Origin of the sequence: Chryseobacterium sp. IHB B 17019, assembly GCF_001456155.1 — a bacterium.
Classification (GTDB): domain Bacteria; phylum Bacteroidota; class Bacteroidia; order Flavobacteriales; family Weeksellaceae; genus Chryseobacterium.
Genome location: NZ_CP013293.1, coordinates 3,322,077 through 3,342,181, shown reverse-complemented (window position 1 = coordinate 3,342,181; position 20,105 = coordinate 3,322,077). Strand labels below are relative to the sequence as shown.

The 20,105-nt window shown below is 35.5% G+C and carries 12 protein-coding genes and 1 riboswitch; of the genes, 11 read left to right on the top strand and 1 reads right to left on the bottom strand.

The annotated features are described in order from the left end of the window. The first annotated feature begins 188 nt into the window (after positions 1-188). From ATE47_RS15450 to pckA, 9 genes are all read left to right on the top strand, one after another. Positions 189-2,999, top strand: a complete 2,811-nt coding sequence (locus ATE47_RS15450) for a SusC/RagA family TonB-linked outer membrane protein (protein WP_228376286.1) — start codon at positions 189-191, stop codon at positions 2,997-2,999. 22 nt (positions 3,000-3,021) lie between these two features. After that, positions 3,022-4,563, top strand: a complete 1,542-nt coding sequence (locus tag ATE47_RS15445; RefSeq protein WP_062162789.1) for a RagB/SusD family nutrient uptake outer membrane protein — start codon at positions 3,022-3,024, stop codon at positions 4,561-4,563. A gap of 19 nt (positions 4,564-4,582) precedes the next feature. Beyond that, complete coding sequence (locus ATE47_RS15440; protein ID WP_027380383.1) at positions 4,583-5,383, top strand: hypothetical protein; 801 nt, start codon at positions 4,583-4,585, stop codon at positions 5,381-5,383. A gap of 129 nt (positions 5,384-5,512) precedes the next feature. Continuing rightward, positions 5,513-7,444 carry a putative porin gene (locus ATE47_RS15435; RefSeq protein WP_062162788.1) on the top strand — a complete coding sequence of 644 codons (1,932 nt, stop codon included), beginning with the start codon at positions 5,513-5,515 and terminating at the stop codon, positions 7,442-7,444. 80 nt (positions 7,445-7,524) lie between these two features. Further along, positions 7,525-9,111 (top strand): bacillithiol biosynthesis cysteine-adding enzyme BshC, encoded by a 1,587-nt coding sequence (gene bshC, locus ATE47_RS15430; RefSeq protein WP_062162787.1) that lies wholly within the window; start codon positions 7,525-7,527, stop codon positions 9,109-9,111. A gap of 37 nt (positions 9,112-9,148) precedes the next feature. Beyond that, the gene (locus ATE47_RS15425) at positions 9,149-11,092 is read left to right on the top strand and encodes a LysM peptidoglycan-binding domain-containing protein (protein WP_062162786.1); all 1,944 of its coding nucleotides are present in this window, start codon (positions 9,149-9,151) and stop codon (positions 11,090-11,092) included. 68 nt (positions 11,093-11,160) lie between these two features. Continuing rightward, positions 11,161-12,036: an ACP S-malonyltransferase gene (fabD, locus tag ATE47_RS15420; protein WP_062162785.1), complete on the top strand. Its 876-nt coding sequence runs from the start codon at positions 11,161-11,163 to the stop codon at positions 12,034-12,036. 12 nt (positions 12,037-12,048) lie between these two features. Next, positions 12,049-12,954 carry a GYDIA family GHMP kinase gene (locus ATE47_RS15415; protein ID WP_062162784.1) on the top strand — a complete coding sequence of 302 codons (906 nt, stop codon included), beginning with the start codon at positions 12,049-12,051 and terminating at the stop codon, positions 12,952-12,954. A 126-nt stretch (positions 12,955-13,080) separates the two neighbouring features. Beyond that, a complete protein-coding gene (pckA, locus tag ATE47_RS15410) occupies positions 13,081-14,700 on the top strand; it encodes a phosphoenolpyruvate carboxykinase (ATP) (protein ID WP_062162783.1) in 1,620 nt (539 codons plus the stop codon). Between the two features lie 133 nt (positions 14,701-14,833). Here the strand turns inward: pckA and ATE47_RS15405 are convergent, their stop codons facing one another. Beyond that, positions 14,834-15,244, bottom strand: a complete 411-nt coding sequence (locus ATE47_RS15405; protein WP_062162782.1) for a type II 3-dehydroquinate dehydratase — start codon at positions 15,242-15,244, stop codon at positions 14,834-14,836. Between the two features lie 242 nt (positions 15,245-15,486). Beyond that, a riboswitch (SAM riboswitch) is annotated at positions 15,487-15,585 on the top strand. An 83-nt stretch (positions 15,586-15,668) separates the two neighbouring features. Between ATE47_RS15405 and ATE47_RS15400 the strand changes: the two genes are divergently transcribed. Together ATE47_RS15400 and ATE47_RS15395 are read left to right on the top strand one after the other, a co-directional pair. Continuing rightward, on the top strand, positions 15,669-18,578 hold the full coding sequence (locus ATE47_RS15400; protein ID WP_062162781.1) for a SusC/RagA family TonB-linked outer membrane protein: 2,910 nt from the start codon (positions 15,669-15,671) through the stop codon (positions 18,576-18,578). Between the two features lie 16 nt (positions 18,579-18,594). Beyond that, a complete protein-coding gene (locus ATE47_RS15395) occupies positions 18,595-20,088 on the top strand; it encodes a RagB/SusD family nutrient uptake outer membrane protein (protein WP_062162780.1) in 1,494 nt (497 codons plus the stop codon). Positions 20,089-20,105: the final 17 nt, after the last annotated feature.

Genomic DNA, 20,105 nt, shown 5'->3' with positions numbered 1-20,105 from the left:
ATTTTATCAACAAATATATAGAAATATAATGATTTTAATAGCTTATTAAAAATATAACGTAATTTATTTGGAGGATTTAATATTTATTAACATATTTGCACCTATAATATTAAATTTTGTTAATAATGAATGGTAAACTAAAAGTGCTAAGTGCTGGAGTTATGTTCTTTATAGGAGGACAGCTAACAATGGCGCAATCAACAAAAAAGGTAACCGATACTGTTCCAAAGACTTCTAACATTGAAGAAGTTGTGGTATTAGGGTATAGTAAAACTCAGACTAAACCTCAAAATGCTACTGCTTCTGTAACGATTTCAGGAGAAAGATTGGAGAATAGACCCAATGTTTCTTTTTTACAATCAATGCAGGGGGAAGTTGCTGGTCTTAGTGTAAGTTCTACTTCAGGATCTCCGGGTTCTGCAAAAATGGATCTAATCATCAGAGGGGTAAGTTCAATTAACTCTCAGTCTGATCCATTATATGTAATTGATGGTATGATCTCTAATGCAACACAGTTTCGTAACTTAAATCCAAACGATATCGAAAGTTCTTCAGTTCTTAAAGATGCTGCTGCAACTGCAATTTATGGTAACAGAGGGGCGAATGGTGTAGTTATCATCAATACGAAAAGAGGAAGGTATGGAACTAGATTTGATGTTTCTTATAATACAAGTATAGGGACAAGTTTCTTGCCGGAAACAAAATATGATATGGCAAGCGCACAAGAATTGCTGACAATTCAAAATCGTGCAGGTTTAGGGCAGGGTGCTAATATGACTCCTGAACAAATTGCAAATTATACAACGAATACAAATTGGAGAAAGCAATTCTTCAGAACGGGTATAACTCAAAGTCATGATTTACAAATATCAGCAGGAGGTGCGAATTTAAGTAACTATTCTTCTGTTGGATATATGAAGCAGGATGGTATCGTGCCTACTACAGATTTCCAAAGATTTACATTAAGAAATAACTTAATGGGTAAATCGAAAAATAATAAATTTAATTACTCACTAAATATTGGTTTAGGTCATTCTGTAAGACATCAGTTAGAAGAGGAAACCAGAGGTGATATTAATTCTAATGTTATCCAAAATCCTCTATTAGGGTCTATTGTAGGTTTGCCAACTTTAGCACCTGATGTATATGCTAATGGTCAGGATTTATTAAATGGTATTGGTTCTGATTTTAGTAATGGTAATAACGTGTATGTTTTACAAGATATCTTAAAAGGAACACTTCCTAACAAGCTTACTGAGACTAGTATTATTGCAAATGCGGCTTTGTCTTATAAAATTACTGATGACTTAACCGTTGGTAACAGAACAGGTATTGATTATAAGTATAATCAAAGAATTTTCGCAAGAGCTCCCTGGTCTTATTTAGCTTTAGTTGTTGCTTCTTCTTCAGGCACGGAGTATGGAGGAGTTGAAGATAATGTAAAGTCAACAGATCTTACATTCAGCTCAATTACTAACGTAAGTTATAAAAAATCTTTTGGAGAGCACACAATTGATCTTGGCGCTTATTTAGATTATATGAAAGTTCACTATGAGGCTACTTCAGGACGTCAAAATGGTTTGAACCCACTAAACTGGTCATTCGGAGCTGGAACAGGATGGATCCCGTTCAACCCAGCAACTCCAAATATTTATAATCCATCAAACAGCACGTCTAAAATTACAGCTGGTACATTAGCTTATTTTGGAACTTTTGATTATGATTATGCTAATAAATATGGTGTTTCTGGTACAGTAAGAAGAGACGGAAGTTATAGATTTACTGGTGATAACAAATGGGCTACTTTCTGGGCTGTGGCAGGTCGTTGGAATATCGATAAAGAAAACTTTATGCAGGGTTCCAATATTGATATGTTAAAATTAAGAGCTTCGTATGGTACTAACGGTAATGCTCAAGTTGTTACTGCTGCTTATGGAACCAACCCATTAATTGTAGGAACTAACTTGGTTAGGGATACAAATACTGTGGGGCTAGGATATAATAATAACAATGCAGTTTATTATACAGGAGTAATTGCAAACCCAGACATTCAATGGGAAGAAATTTCACAGTTTAACGTTGGTTTAGACTATATGTTCTTAAACAGAAGATTAGAAGGTAGCTTAGATTATTACAAGAAAAGCACGGATAAATTATATAGTCCAATTAACATTTCTGCAATTACAAGTTTATATTCTATCAATGGAAACAACGGAAAATTACAGAATGAAGGTGTAGAAGCTAGTTTAAAGTATCACCTATTTAGAAATTCAGATTTCAAATTGTCTGTATATGCTAACACGGCTTATAATAAGAGTAAGATTGTTGACCTTATCCAAAATCAAACAACAGGAAGTATTAGAAATGTAGTAGGAGGTCAGTTAGCTGAATGGTACATGATTCCTTACGTAGGAGTAAATCAGAGTAATGGTAACTTATTGTTCTTAGATATCAACGGAAATGTTACTGAAACTCCAGATGTTAACAGAGATGCTAGAGCAACAGGTAAAAACTACTTGCCAAAATGGGTTGGTGGTTTCGGTGTAAATTCATCTTATAAAGGATTTACTTTAGATGTTCATTTCTCATATCAGCAAGGAGCATACAAATATGATAATCAGTTAGATTATGTATATGATTCTACAACAGTTGACGGATATAATGTATCTAGAGAATTATTAAATGCTTGGACAGCTAATAACACTAATACAAACGTACCTTCTTTATTTGCAACAAACTTTGCTTATAACGGAAATTCTGACAGATTCTTAAAAGACGCTTCTTTCATCAGATTAAAAAATGTTGTATTAGGATATAAGGTTCCTAGTGAGATGTTCGGTAATAGCGGAATCAGAGGAGTTAGAGTATTCTTACAAGCAGAAAACTTGTTAACATTTACAAAATGGCAAGGATTTGATCCTGAACCAACTTTCGCAACTTCAACGTCAGTATATCCTAATATGAAAACAGTTTCTTTAGGTGCTAATATTGACTTTTAATTAACAGTAATTAATAATAAAAATGAAAAATATTTTTTATAAACTATTGACAGTGTGTTTCGCTTGTACTGTTTTAGTATCTTGTAAAGATGCTATTGATATCGTACAGGAAGGCGAACTTAATGACCAAACTGTTTTTAAAACAACATCAGACTTAGAAAAATATTTACTAGGATCAGTATATACAAGTTTCGATGTTACAAATCAAATTAAGTTTTCTTCTGTTTTTACAGATGAATTAAGAGTAGGGCCAAGTAATACAGGACAAGATCAAGGATTATATAGATATGTATTAACTCCAAATGATGGATATGCATCTGCTATTTGGATACAAAATTATACTAATATCAATAGGGTTAACAGATTATTAGAAGCTGCTGAAAAAATCACACCTGATGCTTCAGAAACTGTAACATATAATAATATACTTGCAGAAGCAAGAACATTGAGAGCTTTAGCTTATTTGAATTTAGAGTCTTATTTCTCTCCAAATATGGCTGATGATAATGCTTTAGGTGTAATATTGATCAACAGGGTTCCTGAAATTAATGAGCAATTACCCAGAAGTAAGAATGCTGATATTTGGGCTTTAGTAGAATCTGATTTACAATATGCAGAAAATAATCTTGCTCCTCCAACTGCGCATAACTTTCCTTTCTTTGCAAGTAAGACTCTAGTGAATGCAATGAGAGCTAGAATGTACCTATATAGAAAAAACTATACTTTAGCTAAACAATATGCTCAAAGTGTAGTAACTAGTTCAGGTGTTTCTCTGACAGTTTCTACTCCTGTACCAACAGGAACTCCAGGTACTGCAGCATGGAATACAGCATTTTATGCAGCTGCTCCAACAAACCCATATAGAAGACTTTGGGCTGATTTAAATAACGGTGAAAATTTATTTACACTAAGCAGACCAGTAAGTGGAACTGGAGGTAATATTGCAGGTATCTATACAACTAATACAACTAACCTGTCAGGTTCTCCATTATGGACTGTAGGATTGAATCTATTCAACAGATGGAATGTACCAAGTGGTACACCTACTCCATATTCATTAGATATTAGAAGATATGCATTTATAGATCCAACATCTGTACCTGCACAAGGAGTGTATATTATAGATAAATATCCTGGTAAGACAAACGCACCATTAAGAAATGATGTAAAAGTTTTCAGATTATCAGAAATGTATTTCATTCTTGCAGAGTGTGAAGCTCAAACTCCAGCAGGCTATGTGGCGGCAGCTACATATATCAAAGCGGTAAGAGATGCAAGAAGATTTAATTCTACAGCTACTTTACCAGTATATTCTAGCAAAGTAGATGCACTTAGAGATATTTTGGCTGAAAGACGTGCAGAGCTTGCTTTTGAGGGACACCGTTATGTTGATTTGAGAAGACTTGGTGCTGAGGCAGGAGTAAGTATTGATAGAAATGCTAATGATGATTTCAACCCGAATACACCTCTTACTCTAAATATTACTGATTATAGATTTACATTACCAATTCCATCTTCAGAAATTTTAGGAAACCCATCAATCCAGCAAAACCCTGGTTATTAATTTTTAAAATAATAATGTTATGAAAAATTTTTCAAAAATAATATTTCTTTTTATTACGGTACTTCTTGCTTCATGTAAACAAGAGGAGGAGCCTTACTATGATGGGGATTCTTTTGTACAGTTTAATAAAGGAACCACTGCTAGCGCTTTTGTTGTAGCAGGCTCTACATCTTCTGACTTTGATATTAACTACGGAGTTCTTAAGGGAGTAGAAGGAAGTCACCAGGTTAAATTAGTTTTTGATCAGGCTAAATCCACAGCAGTATTAGGAACAGATTTCCAAATTGTAAATGCAACTGATGAGCTTTCAAATGGTGAAACAATGGGTAAATTTGTTGTAAAATTGTTAGAAGCTGGAGCAGTTCAAAGTGGGAAAAAAGCAGTTTTCAGACTAGAATCTTCATCTTTGCCAATTGCAGCATTTAATAATGAATTTACACTAGATGTATCATTAACTTGTCCTATATCTTACTTTGTAGGAGATTTTACAAATACAGAAACTTGGTGGAATGCAGGTCCTGGAGGTACATACCAAATCGTGGAAAGTACAGTGGCTAACCAAATTTTAGTAAAAGATTTTTGGGATATAGGGATAGATTTAGTGTTAAATTATAACCCTGAAACTTTTGTTGTTAGTGTGCCTGAACAAGAAACAGGAACTCTTCATCCAACTTATGGAATGATTAAAGCAAAGGCATCTACTGATGCTACTTTAATTTCAATCTTCAATCCTTGTACTAGAAAGCTTACAGTATACATGAATTACTTTGTTACTGCAGGAACTTTTGGAAATCAGAAAGAGGTTTTCCAAGGAATATAAATTTTTTTATTCATAATAAAAACCCCGTCCCGCGACGGGGTTTTTTATTCCCCATTATTTCTTATTTTTGCTTTACAAAATTCGGGCAACTTTAAAAAACCGTCCGATTTTGTAATAACAAAAATTAGCATGAAATACATCCTTTCAATAATACTTTTCTTCGGTCTTACGGCTCAGGCACAGGTTGTCAATAAAACAGACTCCAATAAGCTTCCTAAAGAAGACACTTTGGTCATTGATTCCGGAAAGAAAGACTCTTTAAAAATATTTAAGCCTACAATTAACGACTATCAGTATCAGACACAGTTTTCTGAGAAAAAAGTATTTGATACGGTGATGACTTTTGATAAAACTTATATCTTTTCGCAGTATAATAATAAGGACAACTTTGGAAGAACTCAGCCTGCGAATATAGGAGCGGGGTTTAATCCATTGTCGTATGAGGTAAATGCCGAACAAAATTTGGCGTTGCTGCCAACTAATAAATCCTACGGAATTTTAAGCGTTAATGATATCCATTATTATGATGTAAAAACCCCGACGGCAACTTTCATTTACCATAATGCAATGAAAAACGGGGCAGCCTTAAAATCAACTTACACCCAAAATATAGGTAAAAGGTTCAATTTTGCTTTGGAATATATGGGATTGCGATCACAAGGCATGTATAGAAATTCCTTAGCAGCCAATAATAATACTTTATTTTCCGGGCATTATGTTTCCAAAAGCGGGAACTATGAATTATTTGCCCATTATCTGCATCAAAATGTAAATAATCAGGAAAATGGAGGTATCGCGGTTGATAGTTTATTTCAAAATGGCGACAGCAACTCCAGAAATAGGCAGAATATGCAGGTGAATCTGGAAGGATCAAGCTCGCAGTTTTCTTACAGGAGATATTATTTGACGCATCAGTTTGCACCGTTCAAATCAGAAAAAATTCCTTTTAAAATAAGACATACGATTTCTCATCAGGGAAATAAATACTATTATTCACAAAATTCGCAGGAAACGTATTGGTATGATATTCCGGCTGAACTTGTGAATGGAGCTCCGTTTACAACCAAAAAATATTCAGACAACTTCAGCAATACCGTTAGTTTGGTTTGGGACAATGAAAAATTTAAACTTGATGCCGGAGTCAGGTATCAGATGTTAAAATTTGGAAGCAGTGAGATTGTTTTACCACTTTTAGAAATTCCGACGGAAATAAAAGAAAACAGAATCGGGGCAGTTGGGAATTTACAAATTAAACTTTTTGACAAAATTCAGTTAAATTCATTCTTAGAATTTTCCAACGGAAGCGAATTCGGGACGTACGTAAAAACCACCAATAATGTGAGATTCGAGCCCATTAAAGACTATTTTGTCAATGCCAAAGTAAACTTCCAAAGTGCTTACCCATCTTTCAATTACTTACTGAACACCTCTGTTTATAATAATTTCAATTATTACCTTCAAAATGCCCAGAATCAAACAATTACAGAAATCGGCGGAAACATCAATCTGAAATGGTTTAAAACAGAATTATTTGCCAATTACTTCAGGATCGACAATTACACCTATTTCGATGCGGGTGCAATGCCGCGTCAAAGCGATAGTTCATTAAATATTTCTCAGATCGGAGGAGATGCCACTTTTAGCTACAGCCGTTTTCATCTAAATACAAGATTGCAGTTCCAGAATGCGCTTACAAACAAAGAACTTATGCCAATGCCAAGCTTTATTGGCCGTGCTAATTTCTTTTATCAGACAAAAGCGTTTAAAAATGCTGCAGAAATTCAGGCCGGAATAAAGGTGTATTATTTCTCAAAATTCGCCTCAAGAGAATACTTCCCGATTCTTAATGAATATATTTTACCCGGAACCAATTCATTTTCAATCGGCGGACAACCGATCGCAGATATTTATTTTAATATGAAGGTTAAAAAAATGTTCTTCTTCATCGAGGGACAACAGATCGGAACCGTACTTTCACATAATAAAGCCTATGCGTTTCCAAGTTATCCAACCTATGATTTCAGGTTAAATATTGGGATTGTTTGGTATTTGTTCAACTAATAACCTGATTATTCAGGGGCACTTTGTCAAAGTTTAAAATTTTTGACGAAGTTTAAAAATTAAAAACAAGAATAAAAAAGTTGAAAACGATTAATAAAATATCATTTCAAAATATAGAAAGCATTCCTCAGCTAATAAAAGATTTTTTAAATCAAAAAATTGAGGGGTTTGAAGAAAACACATTTTCTTTAGATCATGTTATAAAACAGATTCATCTGAAGCAGAATTCTTTCACGCAAAATCAAAGAAATGTTTTGTCTGAAACCTTGGAAGATCAGCTTTCGGGCCTTGACCTTTCTTCCAGACAGAAGGAAAATATTGAGAATTTAAAGCTTCCCAATGCTTTTACGATTACAACCGGACATCAGCTGAATTTGTTTTCAGGCCCCGTGTTCTTTGTGTATAAAATTTTACAGACCATTAAAACCTGTTCTTATTTAAAGGAGAATTTTCCGGATTTTAATTTTATCCCTGTCTATTGGATGGCCTCTGAAGATCATGATTTTGCAGAGATCAATCATTTTAAAACAGAGGATAATTATTACGAGACCAACGAAAAATCAGGTGGGGCGGTTGGAAGAATTAAGATCAACGATACATTTTTTATTTCTGAATTTGAAAAGGAATTTAAAGATTTTGTTTTTGGAACGGAACTGATTTTAATGTTAAAAGAAGCCTACAAAACAGGAAATACTCTTACGGAAGCAATTAAAATTTTGGTCAACAGACTATTTTCGGAGTTTGGGTTGTTAATTCTGGATGGAGATTCCAAAGAGCTTAAAAATGAAATTAAACAAACTTTTAAAGACGAGCTTTTACATTCCAGCCTTTATAAAACTTCAAAGGAAAAAGTAGAGTTCTTAACGGAGAAATACGGAAAAGTACAGGTAAATCCACGGGAAATAAACCTTTTTTATCTGTCTGAAACAAGAGACAGGATTGATTTTGACGGAAATAAATATAGTATTGTCGACAAAAATATTCAATTCACTCAGGAAGAAATTTTAAACGAATTGGAAAATTATCCTGAAAAATTCAGCCCGAATGCATTGATGCGTCCGGTTTATCAGGAAACAGTTTTGCCAAATCTGGCCTACATCGGTGGAAATGCCGAAATTATGTACTGGCTGGAGCTGAAAGATTATTTTTCAAAAATCAATATTCCTTTCCCTATTTTGATTCCGAGAAATTCAATGTTATTTTTAAAAGAAAAAACATTGGGGAAAATTGAGCGGTTACATCTTAAAATTGAAGATTTTTTCCAAAATTTTACAACTATTACAAACAATAAAATATTAGAGGATAATCCTGTTCTTGCTGTATTGGAAGAAAAAGAAAATTTTTTAATTAATAACTTTTCAGAGCTGAAAGCACTCGCAGAAACCACTGAAAAGTCTTTCGGAAATATGGTGAAGGCAGAAGAAGTAAGGCAGTTGAAATCTTTTAAAAGAATGAAAAAACGCCTTCTTCATGCAGAAAAAATAAAACAAAACGAAATGTTGGAAAGACTGGAAAATCTTTTTTTAGATGTACATCCTTCTAAGAATTGGCAGGAAAGGGTTTATAATTTTAGTGTATTTTTCGCAGATCATGGATATTCGTGGCTCGAAACTTGTTTAGAAGAAATGGAAATTACGGAGTCAAAACTAATAATTGTTGCCATTTAATTTTAAAGAAGTATTTTTGTAAATATAATTATCGACTATGATAAAGAGGTTTTTTATTCTATCCAGTTTATGTATGGTTTTGGGTGTATCTGCTCAGAAGTTGCACACCGTTATAAAGGGTGACACTCCCTATAATATTGCAAAAAAGTACGGATTAACTGTAGATGAATTGCTGAAACTCAATCCAAATGTAAAAGATGGCAAATTGGCGATCGGAGATATTCTGACCGTTAAAAATGACAAAGGTTCTGCTTCAGTTCCAAAAGCTGCCGTTTCCACAAAAGCTTCCGGAAGCTCTCAGATTGGGAAAATTATTCTTCAGCCGAAGCAGACAATCTACGGAATCACCAAACAATACAAAATTTCGGAAACTGATCTTAGAAAACTGAATCCTGAGCTTGATTCTCATATGAAAATAGGGGATGAAATCGCTCTGCCGCTGGAAAGCATCAAAAAATATGGTGGAGATCAGCAACAGGCCGTAACTGCAACCATGCCTGCAACAACAAAACCGGTTGAAACAGTCACTGAAACTCCGGCTGCAGTAGCTTCAGAAGGAGAATATATAGTTCAGCCAAAAGATAATTATTACAGAATCTCAAAACAATTTGACATTACAAAAGAAGAGCTGTTTGCTTTGAACCCCGGATTGGAAGAAAAAGGTTTAAAACCGGGCGAAAAAATTAATGTCAAAAAATCAAATACATCAAATATCAATACCGTTTCAGAACCTGTCAGTTCAAAAGAAAAAATGGATTCCGGAAACGAAAAGCCTTCTGTTTCCGCAAATACTGCGACGGCTGATGATTATGTGACATATACCGTTCAGCAGGGCGATACCGTTTTCTCTATTGTTAATAAATTCGGGATTTCAATTGATGAATTAATTGCTCTTAATCCGGATTTATCTCACGGTTTGAAAACAGGAATGGTTTTAAGAATCAAAAAGCTTGATCCTGCTTATGTAAAGAAAAGCGGTGATGCGCTGAGTGTTGTTTTGATGCTGCCTTTCGGGTACAGTACCAATGAAACTCAATACAGAACCATGGCAATGGATTTCCTTACGGGGGCTAAACTTGCCATTGAAAGAAATGCCAGAAACGGACAGAAATTAGATATAAAAATCGTGGATTCCGGAAATGAAGCTTCGTTCCGAAATTCTATGACACAAATAAATCCTGATAATACAGATTTGATTATCGGGCCTTTCTTTAAGTCGAATGTTGTTGACGTTTTAGATTTTACAAAAAATCAAAAAATTCCGATTGTTGCACCTTTTGCAAACTCTCCGGAATTATACGGCTACAGTAATTTGATTATCGTAGAAACCAATGATCAGACATACGCTGATAAAATTGTTGAAGAAGTAAAAGCGGCATATTCAGACCAGAAAATCTATGTAGTTGCTGATTCTAAAAAGGAAAATGCCAATTATATCAAAGCAGGTCTTGAAAAAACATTAAAAAACCCGAATGTTACGATTGTAAATTCTGCAACAGACATTCAGCTTGATAATAATATGATGACAGGGCAGTCTGCTCCGGTGATCGCTATTTTGGCAAGTGACAATGATGCGCTTGGTGAGGCTTTTGCCAATAAGGTAATTGCTTTGTCTAAAGAAGTTCAGGGAGTAAAAGCATTCAGTATGCATTATGTACCTGTTTTTGAGAAAAAAGTAGATGATCTGAGCCAGGCAAATCTGGTTTACCTGATGGATAGAAAGATCAATACGGAAGGCAGCTTTGAGAAAGAAATTCTTGCCGCATATAAAAGTAAATACTGTAAAACTCCTCCGAAATATGCAATCGTAGGTTTCGACGTTGTGAATGACATGTTGACCAGAGAAAACAAAAAAGGAGAGATTTTTAAACAAATGAATAAAGTTCAGACTCAGCTGGCCACAAAATTTGAGTTTGTAAAGTCTAAAGCAAATGGTGCTTACGTAAATACGGGTTACCGGGTGATTAGATTAGTTCCTTAAAATGATGTAATCGCTTTACAATATTGTTAACATTATATTTATATTTGCAAAATATTTTAAATTAATACATGAAAGCACTTGTATTTCCTGGGCAGGGTTCTCAGTTCGTAGGAATGGGAAAAGAATTGTATGATTCTAGAAAAGACGTAAAGGACTTAATGGAATCTGCCAACGAAATTTTAGGGTTTGATATCCTTTCCATAATGTTCAACGGGGCGGACGAAGATCTTAAAAAAACCGAAGTTACCCAACCATCAATTTTTATACACTCTGTTGCTGCACTGAAAGCAGTAAACGGTCTTGGAGCTGAAATGGTTGCAGGACATTCTTTAGGCGAATTTTCAGCGTTGGTTGCCAATGGTGTTTTATCTTTTAATGATGGGCTGAAACTGGTTTCCGAAAGAGCAAAAGCAATGCAGGCAGCTTGTGATGCCAATCCAAGTTCAATGGCCGCAATTTTAGGATTGGAAGATGCTAAGGTTGAAGAAATTTGCGCACAAATCAACGGAATCGTAGTTCCTGCAAATTACAATTGTCCCGGACAATTGGTGATTTCCGGAGAAACAGCTGCTGTAGAAGAAGCTTGCGCAAAATTAAAAGAAGCCGGAGCCAAAAGAGCTTTGTTATTGCCTGTAAACGGAGCATTTCATTCTCCATTGATGCAGCCTGCACAAGAAAGATTGGCGGCAGCGATTGAGCAGACAAAATTCAGAAATGCTACAATTCCTGTTTATCAGAATATTACAACTACGGCTGTAACGGATCCTGATGAAATCAAACAAAATCTTATTGCACAGTTGACAGGTCCCGTAAAATGGACGCAATCTGTACAAAATATGATTAAAGACGGCGCTACAAACTTCTTAGAAGTAGGCCCTGGAAAAACACTTCAGGGATTGATCAAGAAAATTGACGGTTCTGTAGACGTTGCTTCTGCAATTTAATCAGAAAAAAATATGGGCGAGATATTTTCACCGGGAAAGCTGATGCTTACTTCAGAATATTTCGCTATTGACGGAGCTCTTGTCCTTGCGGTACCAACCAAGCTGGGACAAGAGTTTTTCTTTGATGAAAAGGAAGACGGGAAGTCGTTGATCTTCTGGGAAGCCTATCATCAAAACAAATTATGGTTGAAAGCTGTCATCGATTACGAAAATTGGCAGATCTTAGAAACCAACATCATTTCCAGTGCCGAATTTATCCTTAAAACCTTAAAAAACGTTCAGAGTCTTTCTGAAACTAAATTCAAGGGCACAAATTCTTACTATTTAAAAACCAACCTTCAGTTTCCTGCCGATTATGGTCTTGGAAGCAGTTCGACTTTGATGAACAACCTTGGAGAATGGGCTCAAATTGATCCTTTTCATTTAAATTCCATCAGTTTGGGAGGAAGCGGTTATGATATTGCCGTGGCAAAAGAAAAATCTGCCGTCCTTTTTCAAAGCAAACCCGAGATCAAATATGAGAGAGTAAATTTTAATCCTTCCTTTAAAAATGAGCTTATTTTTATTCATTTAAATCAAAAGCAAGATAGTCGCGAGGGAATCAATTTTTACAAGTCAAAAAAGAAGTCTCAAAAACTGGTTGATGAATTTTCGGATCTTACAAGAAATATTTTGTTATGCAACGAATTGGAGAATTTTTCCGAATTAATGTTAGTTCATGAGCAAAAAATATCAAATTTTCTTGAAATTCCTACAGTTAAGGCCAGGTTTTTCAATGATTGTCCGGTTTTTGTCAAAAGTTTGGGCGCATGGGGTGGAGATTTTGTCATGAGCTCAAAATTTGCAGGGTTTAAGGACTATTTTTGGGGAAAAGATTTTACTACTATTTTTGAATGGTATGATATAATTAATTTATAATCAATATTTTACAAAACCGTTTTTTTATTTGTCATTCTGACTTATATCATTATATTTAAACCACCTTTAACAATTAATTAATATTAATTTTGTTGAATCCAAAAAGAAATAGAAAATATAAGTAAAATGAAAAACGCTAAAATCATCCAAGATTTAGAAAAATTAGGGATTAAAGGAGACTATGAAATAATTTATAATCCTTCGTATGAAGAATTGTATCAGGCTGAAGTTTCTCCTGAAAATCAAGGATTTGAGAAAGCTGAGCTTACGGAATCTGGAGCAGTATCAGTAAAAACAGGAATTTTCACAGGTCGTTCACCTAAAGATAGATACATTGTTCAGGATGATGTTACAAAAGACACAATTTTCTGGGATGGTAAGGTAAACCTTCCTACTACTTCGGAAATATTCCAGTCTTGTAAAGAATTAGTGTTGGGTCAGCTTTCTACGGCTAATAAAATTTATGTAGTAGATGCATTCTGCGGAACAAATACAGACACGAGACTAAAAGTAAGATTTATTGTTGAAGTGGCTTGGCAGGCGCATTTCGTTACAAATATGTTCATCCGTCCTTCTCATTATGAATTAGAAAATTTTGGCGAGCCGGATTTCACAGTAATCAATGGTTCTAAAACGACGAACCCGAACTGGGAAGCACAGGGATTACATTCTGAAAACTTCGTAATGTTCAACCTTACTGAAAAACTTCAGATCATCGGAGGGACTTGGTATGGTGGAGAAATGAAAAAAGGGATGTTCGCCATGATGAATTATTACCTTCCATTGAAGGGTATGGCTTCTATGCACTGTTCTGCAAACGTAGGTGAAGAGGGAGATGTTGCTCTTTTCTTCGGACTTTCGGGGACAGGGAAAACAACTTTGTCAGCAGACCCAAAAAGATACCTGATCGGTGATGATGAGCATGGTTGGGATAACAACGGTGTATTCAACTACGAGGGTGGTTGCTACGCAAAAGTAATTGACCTTTCTGCTGAAAAAGAGCCGGATATTTTCAGAGCAATTAAAAGAGATGCTCTTCTTGAAAACGTAGTGGTAAATAACGGAATTTCTGATTATACAGACGGATCTATCACTGAGAACACAAGGGTTTCTTATCCAATTTATCATATCAATAAAATCGTTCTGCCTTCTAAAGCAGGTCACGCAAAGAAAATAGTGTACCTTTCTGCAGATGCTTTCGGGGTATTGCCTCCGGTTTCTGTTTTGGATGAAGATCAGGCACAATACCACTTTCTTTGCGGATATACTTCAAAGTTAGCGGGAACTGAAAGAGGAATTACAGAGCCTCAACCATCTTTTTCACCTGCATTCGGAGAAGCATTCCTGACATTGCACCCGACAATGTATTCAAAAACTTTGATCAGCAAGATGAAAGAACACGGTGCAAAAGCTTATTTAGTTAACACAGGCTGGAACGGTACAGGAAAGAGAATTTCTTTGAAAGATACAAGAGCAATTATTGACGCAATCATTGACGGATCTATTGAAAACGCTCCGAAAACCAGAATTCCAATTATGAATTTGGAAATTCCTACATCTTTACCGAACGTTTCTGAAGGCATTTTAGATCCTAGAAATACATATAGTGATGTTTCTGAATGGGAAGAAAAAGCGAAGGATTTAGCATCAAGGTATATTAAAAACTTCGATCAGTACTGCAATACTGAAGAAGGGGAAAAATTGGTAGCTTCCGGACCTCAATTACAACAGCAGACAACAAACTAAAATAGAAATCCTCATCATAGCGATGAGGATTTTATTTTTAATTAAACACGGATTTTCACCAAGCTACACAGATTATATATAACGTAAACATCTGTGGTGATCTGAGAAATCTGTGGTTAATAAAATTAATTATTTAAAATTTCAAGCTCAAAATCGCCAATCTATATCCCCCCATTCCAAAACCGGATAAAACCGCATCAGTATTTGCGGCCGTCACAGACTTCTGGCGAAATTCTTCCCTCTTGTAAATATTGCTGATATGAACCTCAACTTTAGGCTTCTGAATGTTCTTTAAACAGTCGGCAATCGCATAAGAATAATGGGTAAACGCTCCCGGATTAATTACCAATGCATCAAAATCATTTTCCTGAAGCCTGTTAATAATTTCTCCTTCAATATTGGATTGATAATATTTAATTTCATAAGAAGAAAATTCAGACTTTATATTTTCCAGATATTCTTCCATAGAGATTGTCCCATAAATTTCAGGTTCTCTTGAGCCTAAAAGATTCAGGTTCGGGCCGTTTACAATTAAAACTTTCATAGTATAAAATTAAAAAGTTTTTTCAATTAAGGCTGAAAAATTTTAGCTTAAGTTATTTTGATCCCTTGCATTATTTTTAATGATATTTCTCATATTTAAAAATTTAACAAATTTTATAACTGCTTATTTCTTTGGCTTTTAAAATAAAATTAAGTTAATTTTTATAAAATTTATAGTTGAATTTTTAAAGTCTACTTGTTTTATAGACTATTTGTTTTTAGATTTGCAAATATATTTCGATCGGCTTATAAAGAAAGATGGAGGGAACTGACCCTGTGAAATCTTAACAACCTGCCCAGAGCAAGGTGTTACATTCAGCCTTTAAAAAGGAAAGATAAGCAATAAGGTTAATCATAGTATTGATGCTTTTTGCTGTCTTTTTTATAAAGTATTAAAATTCAGTTATTGCTAAATAAAATTGATTATGATTAACAAAAATTTAATTAGCTCCAAGCTATGGATTCCGCCAATTGCTGTTTTCTTCTTAGGAATAATCAGTGTAGAAGGGCAGGAAGCTAAAAAAGATACGCTTCGTGAAAAAGATATTGATGAAGTAGTCATTGTAGCTTACGGAAAAGCTAAAAAAACGAGCTATACAGGATCTGTCGCTACCATTTCCAGCGAAAAAATCAACAACAGGCCTGTTACCAGCATTACAAAAGCATTAGAAGGTCAGGTTCCGGGACTTCAGGCGGTAAGCTCTTCGGGGCAGCCGGGTTCTACGGCCTCCATCAGAATTCGGGGAATTGGTTCTATTAGTGCTTCAAGCAACCCGTTATTTGTAGTAGACGGAATTCCTTTCGACGGAAATATCAACTCTATCAGTCCCAACGATATTGAATCAATAAGTGTTTTAAAAGATGCTACGGCAAGCTCACTGTATGGTTCCAGAGGGGCAAATGGAGTAATTATCATCACCACAAAATCCGGTAAAAAAGGAGAGTCGAGTATAAACTTTAATATCAGCCAGGGTTTTTCCGGAAGAGCTGTGAAAGATTATGAACAGGTATCAACAGACCAGTATTTCGAATTGTATTGGGAAGCGCTGCGAAACGGGTACAAATCCAGTCAGGTCTCTTCACAACAGGCTGCGCAGATGGCGACTGATAATCTGGTGAATGCTTTAGGAATCAATCCTTATGGCGTAAATTATGCCAAACCTGTAGGACCAGACGGGAAGCTATTATCCGGTGCAACACCTTTGTGGAACGACAATTGGAAAGATATTCTGCAAAGAGTTGCTTCAAGAAATCAGGTGGATCTGGATTTCAGTGGTGGAAATGAAAAAAGCAATTATTATTTTTCACTGGGTTATCTGGATGACAAAGGAATTGCGATTGGGTCCGGATTCAGGAAGTACAGCACAAGACTGAAAATCAATTCTGAGGTAAAGAAATGGCTGAATGTCGGGGCAAATTTAAGTTATACAAACAGCCTTCAGGAAGCACCGCCTTCATCAGATTCCAGAACCGATAACATTATTAATGCAGCAAGGGTAATTCCTTCATTTTATCCTTATTATGAAAGAAATGCGGATGGTAGCTATAAATTGGATGCCAACGGAAATTACATCTACGATTTCGGGAAATATAGGCCGACAAGTGCTTTACAGAATGAAAACGCTGCAGCAACTTTACCTTTAAATAAAAACGACAACAGAGAAGATAACTTTTCAGGAAAAGGATTTTTAGATTTTACCTTCTTGCCGGAATTAAAGTTTAAAACAAGTTTTTCTATTGATTTAGTGAATTATAACGGTCATTATTATACCAATCCGTTGTTGGGAGAAGGCGTTGAAATCGGAGGTTCCGTGACAAAAACCAATTCAAGAACTTTGTCTTACACCACAAGTAATATTCTGACTTATGATAAAAAATTCGGGCAGCATCATATTAACATTTTAGGTGGTCAGGAGTTTTATCATTATGAATATCAGACGATTTCAGGAAGCAGAAGTCAGTTTTCCTTACCATATTATTACGAACCTGATGCAGCAGCTTTACTGGGAAGCTTCAGTGGAAACAGTGATAAATTAGGTTTGTTAAGTTTCTTAGGAAAGGCAGAATATGATTTTAAAAATAAATATTTTGTTTCAGGATCGGTAAGAGCGGACGGATCTTCAAGATTTTCTCCTGAAAACAGATGGGGAACTTTCTGGTCAGTCGGAGGCTCATGGAAAGCGTCCAATGAAGATTTTATTAAAAATTTAAATTTCTTCAATCAACTGACCCTTCGTGCAAGTTACGGAGGCCAGGGAAATGACAAATTAAGCACCTATTATGCCTATCAGAGTTTGTATGCCTTTTACAATAATCTAGGAGAAGGGGGAACAGTTGCCAGTAAATTACCAACTCCGGATTTGAAATGGGAAACTAATCTTAACTTAAATATTGGACTGGAATTCGCGATTTTAAAAAACAGAATTAAAGGTAATGTGGAGTATTTCCAACGCCAGAGTAAAGACCTTTTGTTTGATATGCCTTTGGCGCCGTCATTGGGTTTCAGCGGTTTTCAGGCGAATATCGGAGAACTTAAAAATACTGGTTTTGAATTTTCATTGTTCACAACACCTATTAAAACAAAAGATTTTGAATGGAATGTTGATCTTAATTTAAGCACTTTAAATAATAAAATCACTAAGCTTCCAAAAGGCTCAATCGTAAGCGGGACAAAATTATTGCAGGTCGGCGGTTCAATCTATGATTTTTTCATTCCGGAATGGGTTGGAGTAGATCCAAGCAACGGAAAACCACTCTGGAAAACGATCACAACGGGTACCAACGGAAATACGGTAGAAGGAACAACTTCCGAATATGCAAAAGCTACAAAAACACTGCAGGGTTCGTCACTTCCGAAAGTGATGGGAGGTTTAACAACCAGTCTGGCTTACAAAAACTTTGATTTTTCAACATTGGTAACTTTCAGTATCGGAGGAAAAATTCTGGATACAGATTATACGATGATCATGCACAACGGAAGCTTGGCGGGACGCGCCTGGAGCAAAGAAATGCTCAACAGATGGACTCCCGAAAATCCAAATACAGACGTTCCGGCTCTAAGTACAACAACCAACAACTGGGCTTCAGTTTCATCAAGATTTTTATATTCAGGTACGTATGCAAGGGTGAAAAATGTGAGTTTGGGTTATACGCTTCCTTCAGATTATTTTGAAAGATTTGGATTGAAGAAATTCAGGATTTATGTTCAGGCAGAAAATCTTTTAACATTCTACAAACATAAAGGAATGGATCCGGAACAGACGTTGGACGGAACGACTTATTACAGGTATCCTGCTATGAGAACGGTTACTTTCGGCTTACAGGCAAGTCTTTAACATTAAAATTAAAAAAATGAAAAAATTAAAATATATATCTTTTGCTTTAATCACAATTTTGGCTTTAATAAGTTGTGAAAACGATCTGGAAACCGCTCCAACCAATCAGGCAAGCGAAGAAGAAGTTTTCAAAACAGCAGAAAGTGCAGAAACGGTAATCAACGGGACTTGGGCAAAATTCAATGATGATGGGCCAACGTATGCAAACATCGGCTACTCAACTGTATTGAGGACGAGTGATGCAATGGGAAGTGATGTTGCCGTTCTTACAAATAAATACGGCTTTCCCGGAGCGTATGCTTTCACAGATTTGGTGAATAATACAGGGAGCCGGCCACTTTTTATATGGAACCTCTTATATTCCACAATTAATAATATGAATAATGTTATTGCTAAAATTGATGCAGCGGAAGGAAGCCAGGAAAAGAAAAATCAGGTAAAAGGCCAGGCAAAGGCGTTGAGAGCATTTTGTTATTTAAATCTGGCGAGCTTTTATCAGTTAAGTTATTTAAAAGATAAAAATGCACTGACAGCCCCGATTTACACTGAACCTACCACCACAAATTCAGTCGGAAAGAAAAAAGCAAGTCTTGAAGAAATTTATACTTTGATTAAAAATGATTTGACTGATGCGGATCAATTGCTTCAAAATTATTCAAGAAATAACAAAGATAAAATCGACAGATCGGTTGTGAATGGCTTACTGGCAAGGGTTTACTTAAATACAGGAGATTGGACAAAAGCTGTGGCCTCTGCAAAAATTGCCAGAAACGGGTACCCTTTAATGACTCCCGAAAAATACAAAGACGGTTTCAACGACATCAGCAATAGTGAATGGATTTGGGGACACGGGCAAACGCAGGAGCAGTCGGGTGAAAGCTATGCTTTTCATTTTTTGGATGTTTCTTCGTCGGGAAGTTACTATTACAGCTTCATGGCGGATCCATATTTTAAGGATTTATTTGATACTAATGATGTTCGCTATTCTCTGTTTTCATGGGATGGACTTCCGGGAAGGGAAGGGCTTTTACGATATGCTAAGTTTAAATTTAAAGCTAATTTAATTGCAGATATCGTTTATATGAGAGCCGCAGAAATGTATTTGATAGAAGCCGAAGCTGAAGCCAGAAACGGAAATATTACGAATGCTATAACAGTTTTAAATCAATTAAAATCTGCAAGAAATGCAAATCAATATAACGGGTCTTTGGCTCAAAATGATGTCATTAATGAAATTTTAATTGAAAGGAGAAAAGAATTATTCGGGGAAGGATTTTCTCTGTCGGATATTATCAGAACGCAGGGAACGGTGGTGAGAAAACCATTCATTAATTCAAGTGGACAGCCGATTCAGGTACAGATTACAACACCGAACGGACTTGTAAAAACAGTCAACGGAAGAGGTCATACGATTTTTGCTTTCCCGGATCAATCGCCTTTTGCCCCGAACAGCAGGTATTATTTGTTTTCGATTCCGCAGAAGGAGATTGAGAATAACCCGAATTTGTAATAAAAAAAGAGCAGATA

Bases quoted from the DNA above. Each gene is read 5' to 3' on its own strand.
- pckA (WP_062162783.1), top strand. From the start codon at position 13,081: ATGAAAAACGCTAAAATCATCCAAGATTTAGAAAAATTAGGGATTAAA.
- ATE47_RS15435 (WP_062162788.1), top strand. From the start codon at position 5,513: ATGAAATACATCCTTTCAATAATACTTTTCTTCGGTCTTACGGCTCAG.
- ATE47_RS15415 (WP_062162784.1), top strand. From the start codon at position 12,049: ATGGGCGAGATATTTTCACCGGGAAAGCTGATGCTTACTTCAGAATAT.
- ATE47_RS15440 (WP_027380383.1), top strand. From the start codon at position 4,583: ATGAAAAATTTTTCAAAAATAATATTTCTTTTTATTACGGTACTTCTT.
- ATE47_RS15425 (WP_062162786.1), top strand. From the start codon at position 9,149: ATGATAAAGAGGTTTTTTATTCTATCCAGTTTATGTATGGTTTTGGGT.
- ATE47_RS15405 (WP_062162782.1), bottom strand. From the start codon at position 15,244: ATGAAAGTTTTAATTGTAAACGGCCCGAACCTGAATCTTTTAGGCTCA.
- ATE47_RS15450 (WP_228376286.1), top strand. From the start codon at position 189: ATGGCGCAATCAACAAAAAAGGTAACCGATACTGTTCCAAAGACTTCT.
- ATE47_RS15400 (WP_062162781.1), top strand. From the start codon at position 15,669: ATGATTAACAAAAATTTAATTAGCTCCAAGCTATGGATTCCGCCAATT.
- ATE47_RS15395 (WP_062162780.1), top strand. From the start codon at position 18,595: ATGAAAAAATTAAAATATATATCTTTTGCTTTAATCACAATTTTGGCT.
- fabD (WP_062162785.1), top strand. From the start codon at position 11,161: ATGAAAGCACTTGTATTTCCTGGGCAGGGTTCTCAGTTCGTAGGAATG.
- ATE47_RS15445 (WP_062162789.1), top strand. From the start codon at position 3,022: ATGAAAAATATTTTTTATAAACTATTGACAGTGTGTTTCGCTTGTACT.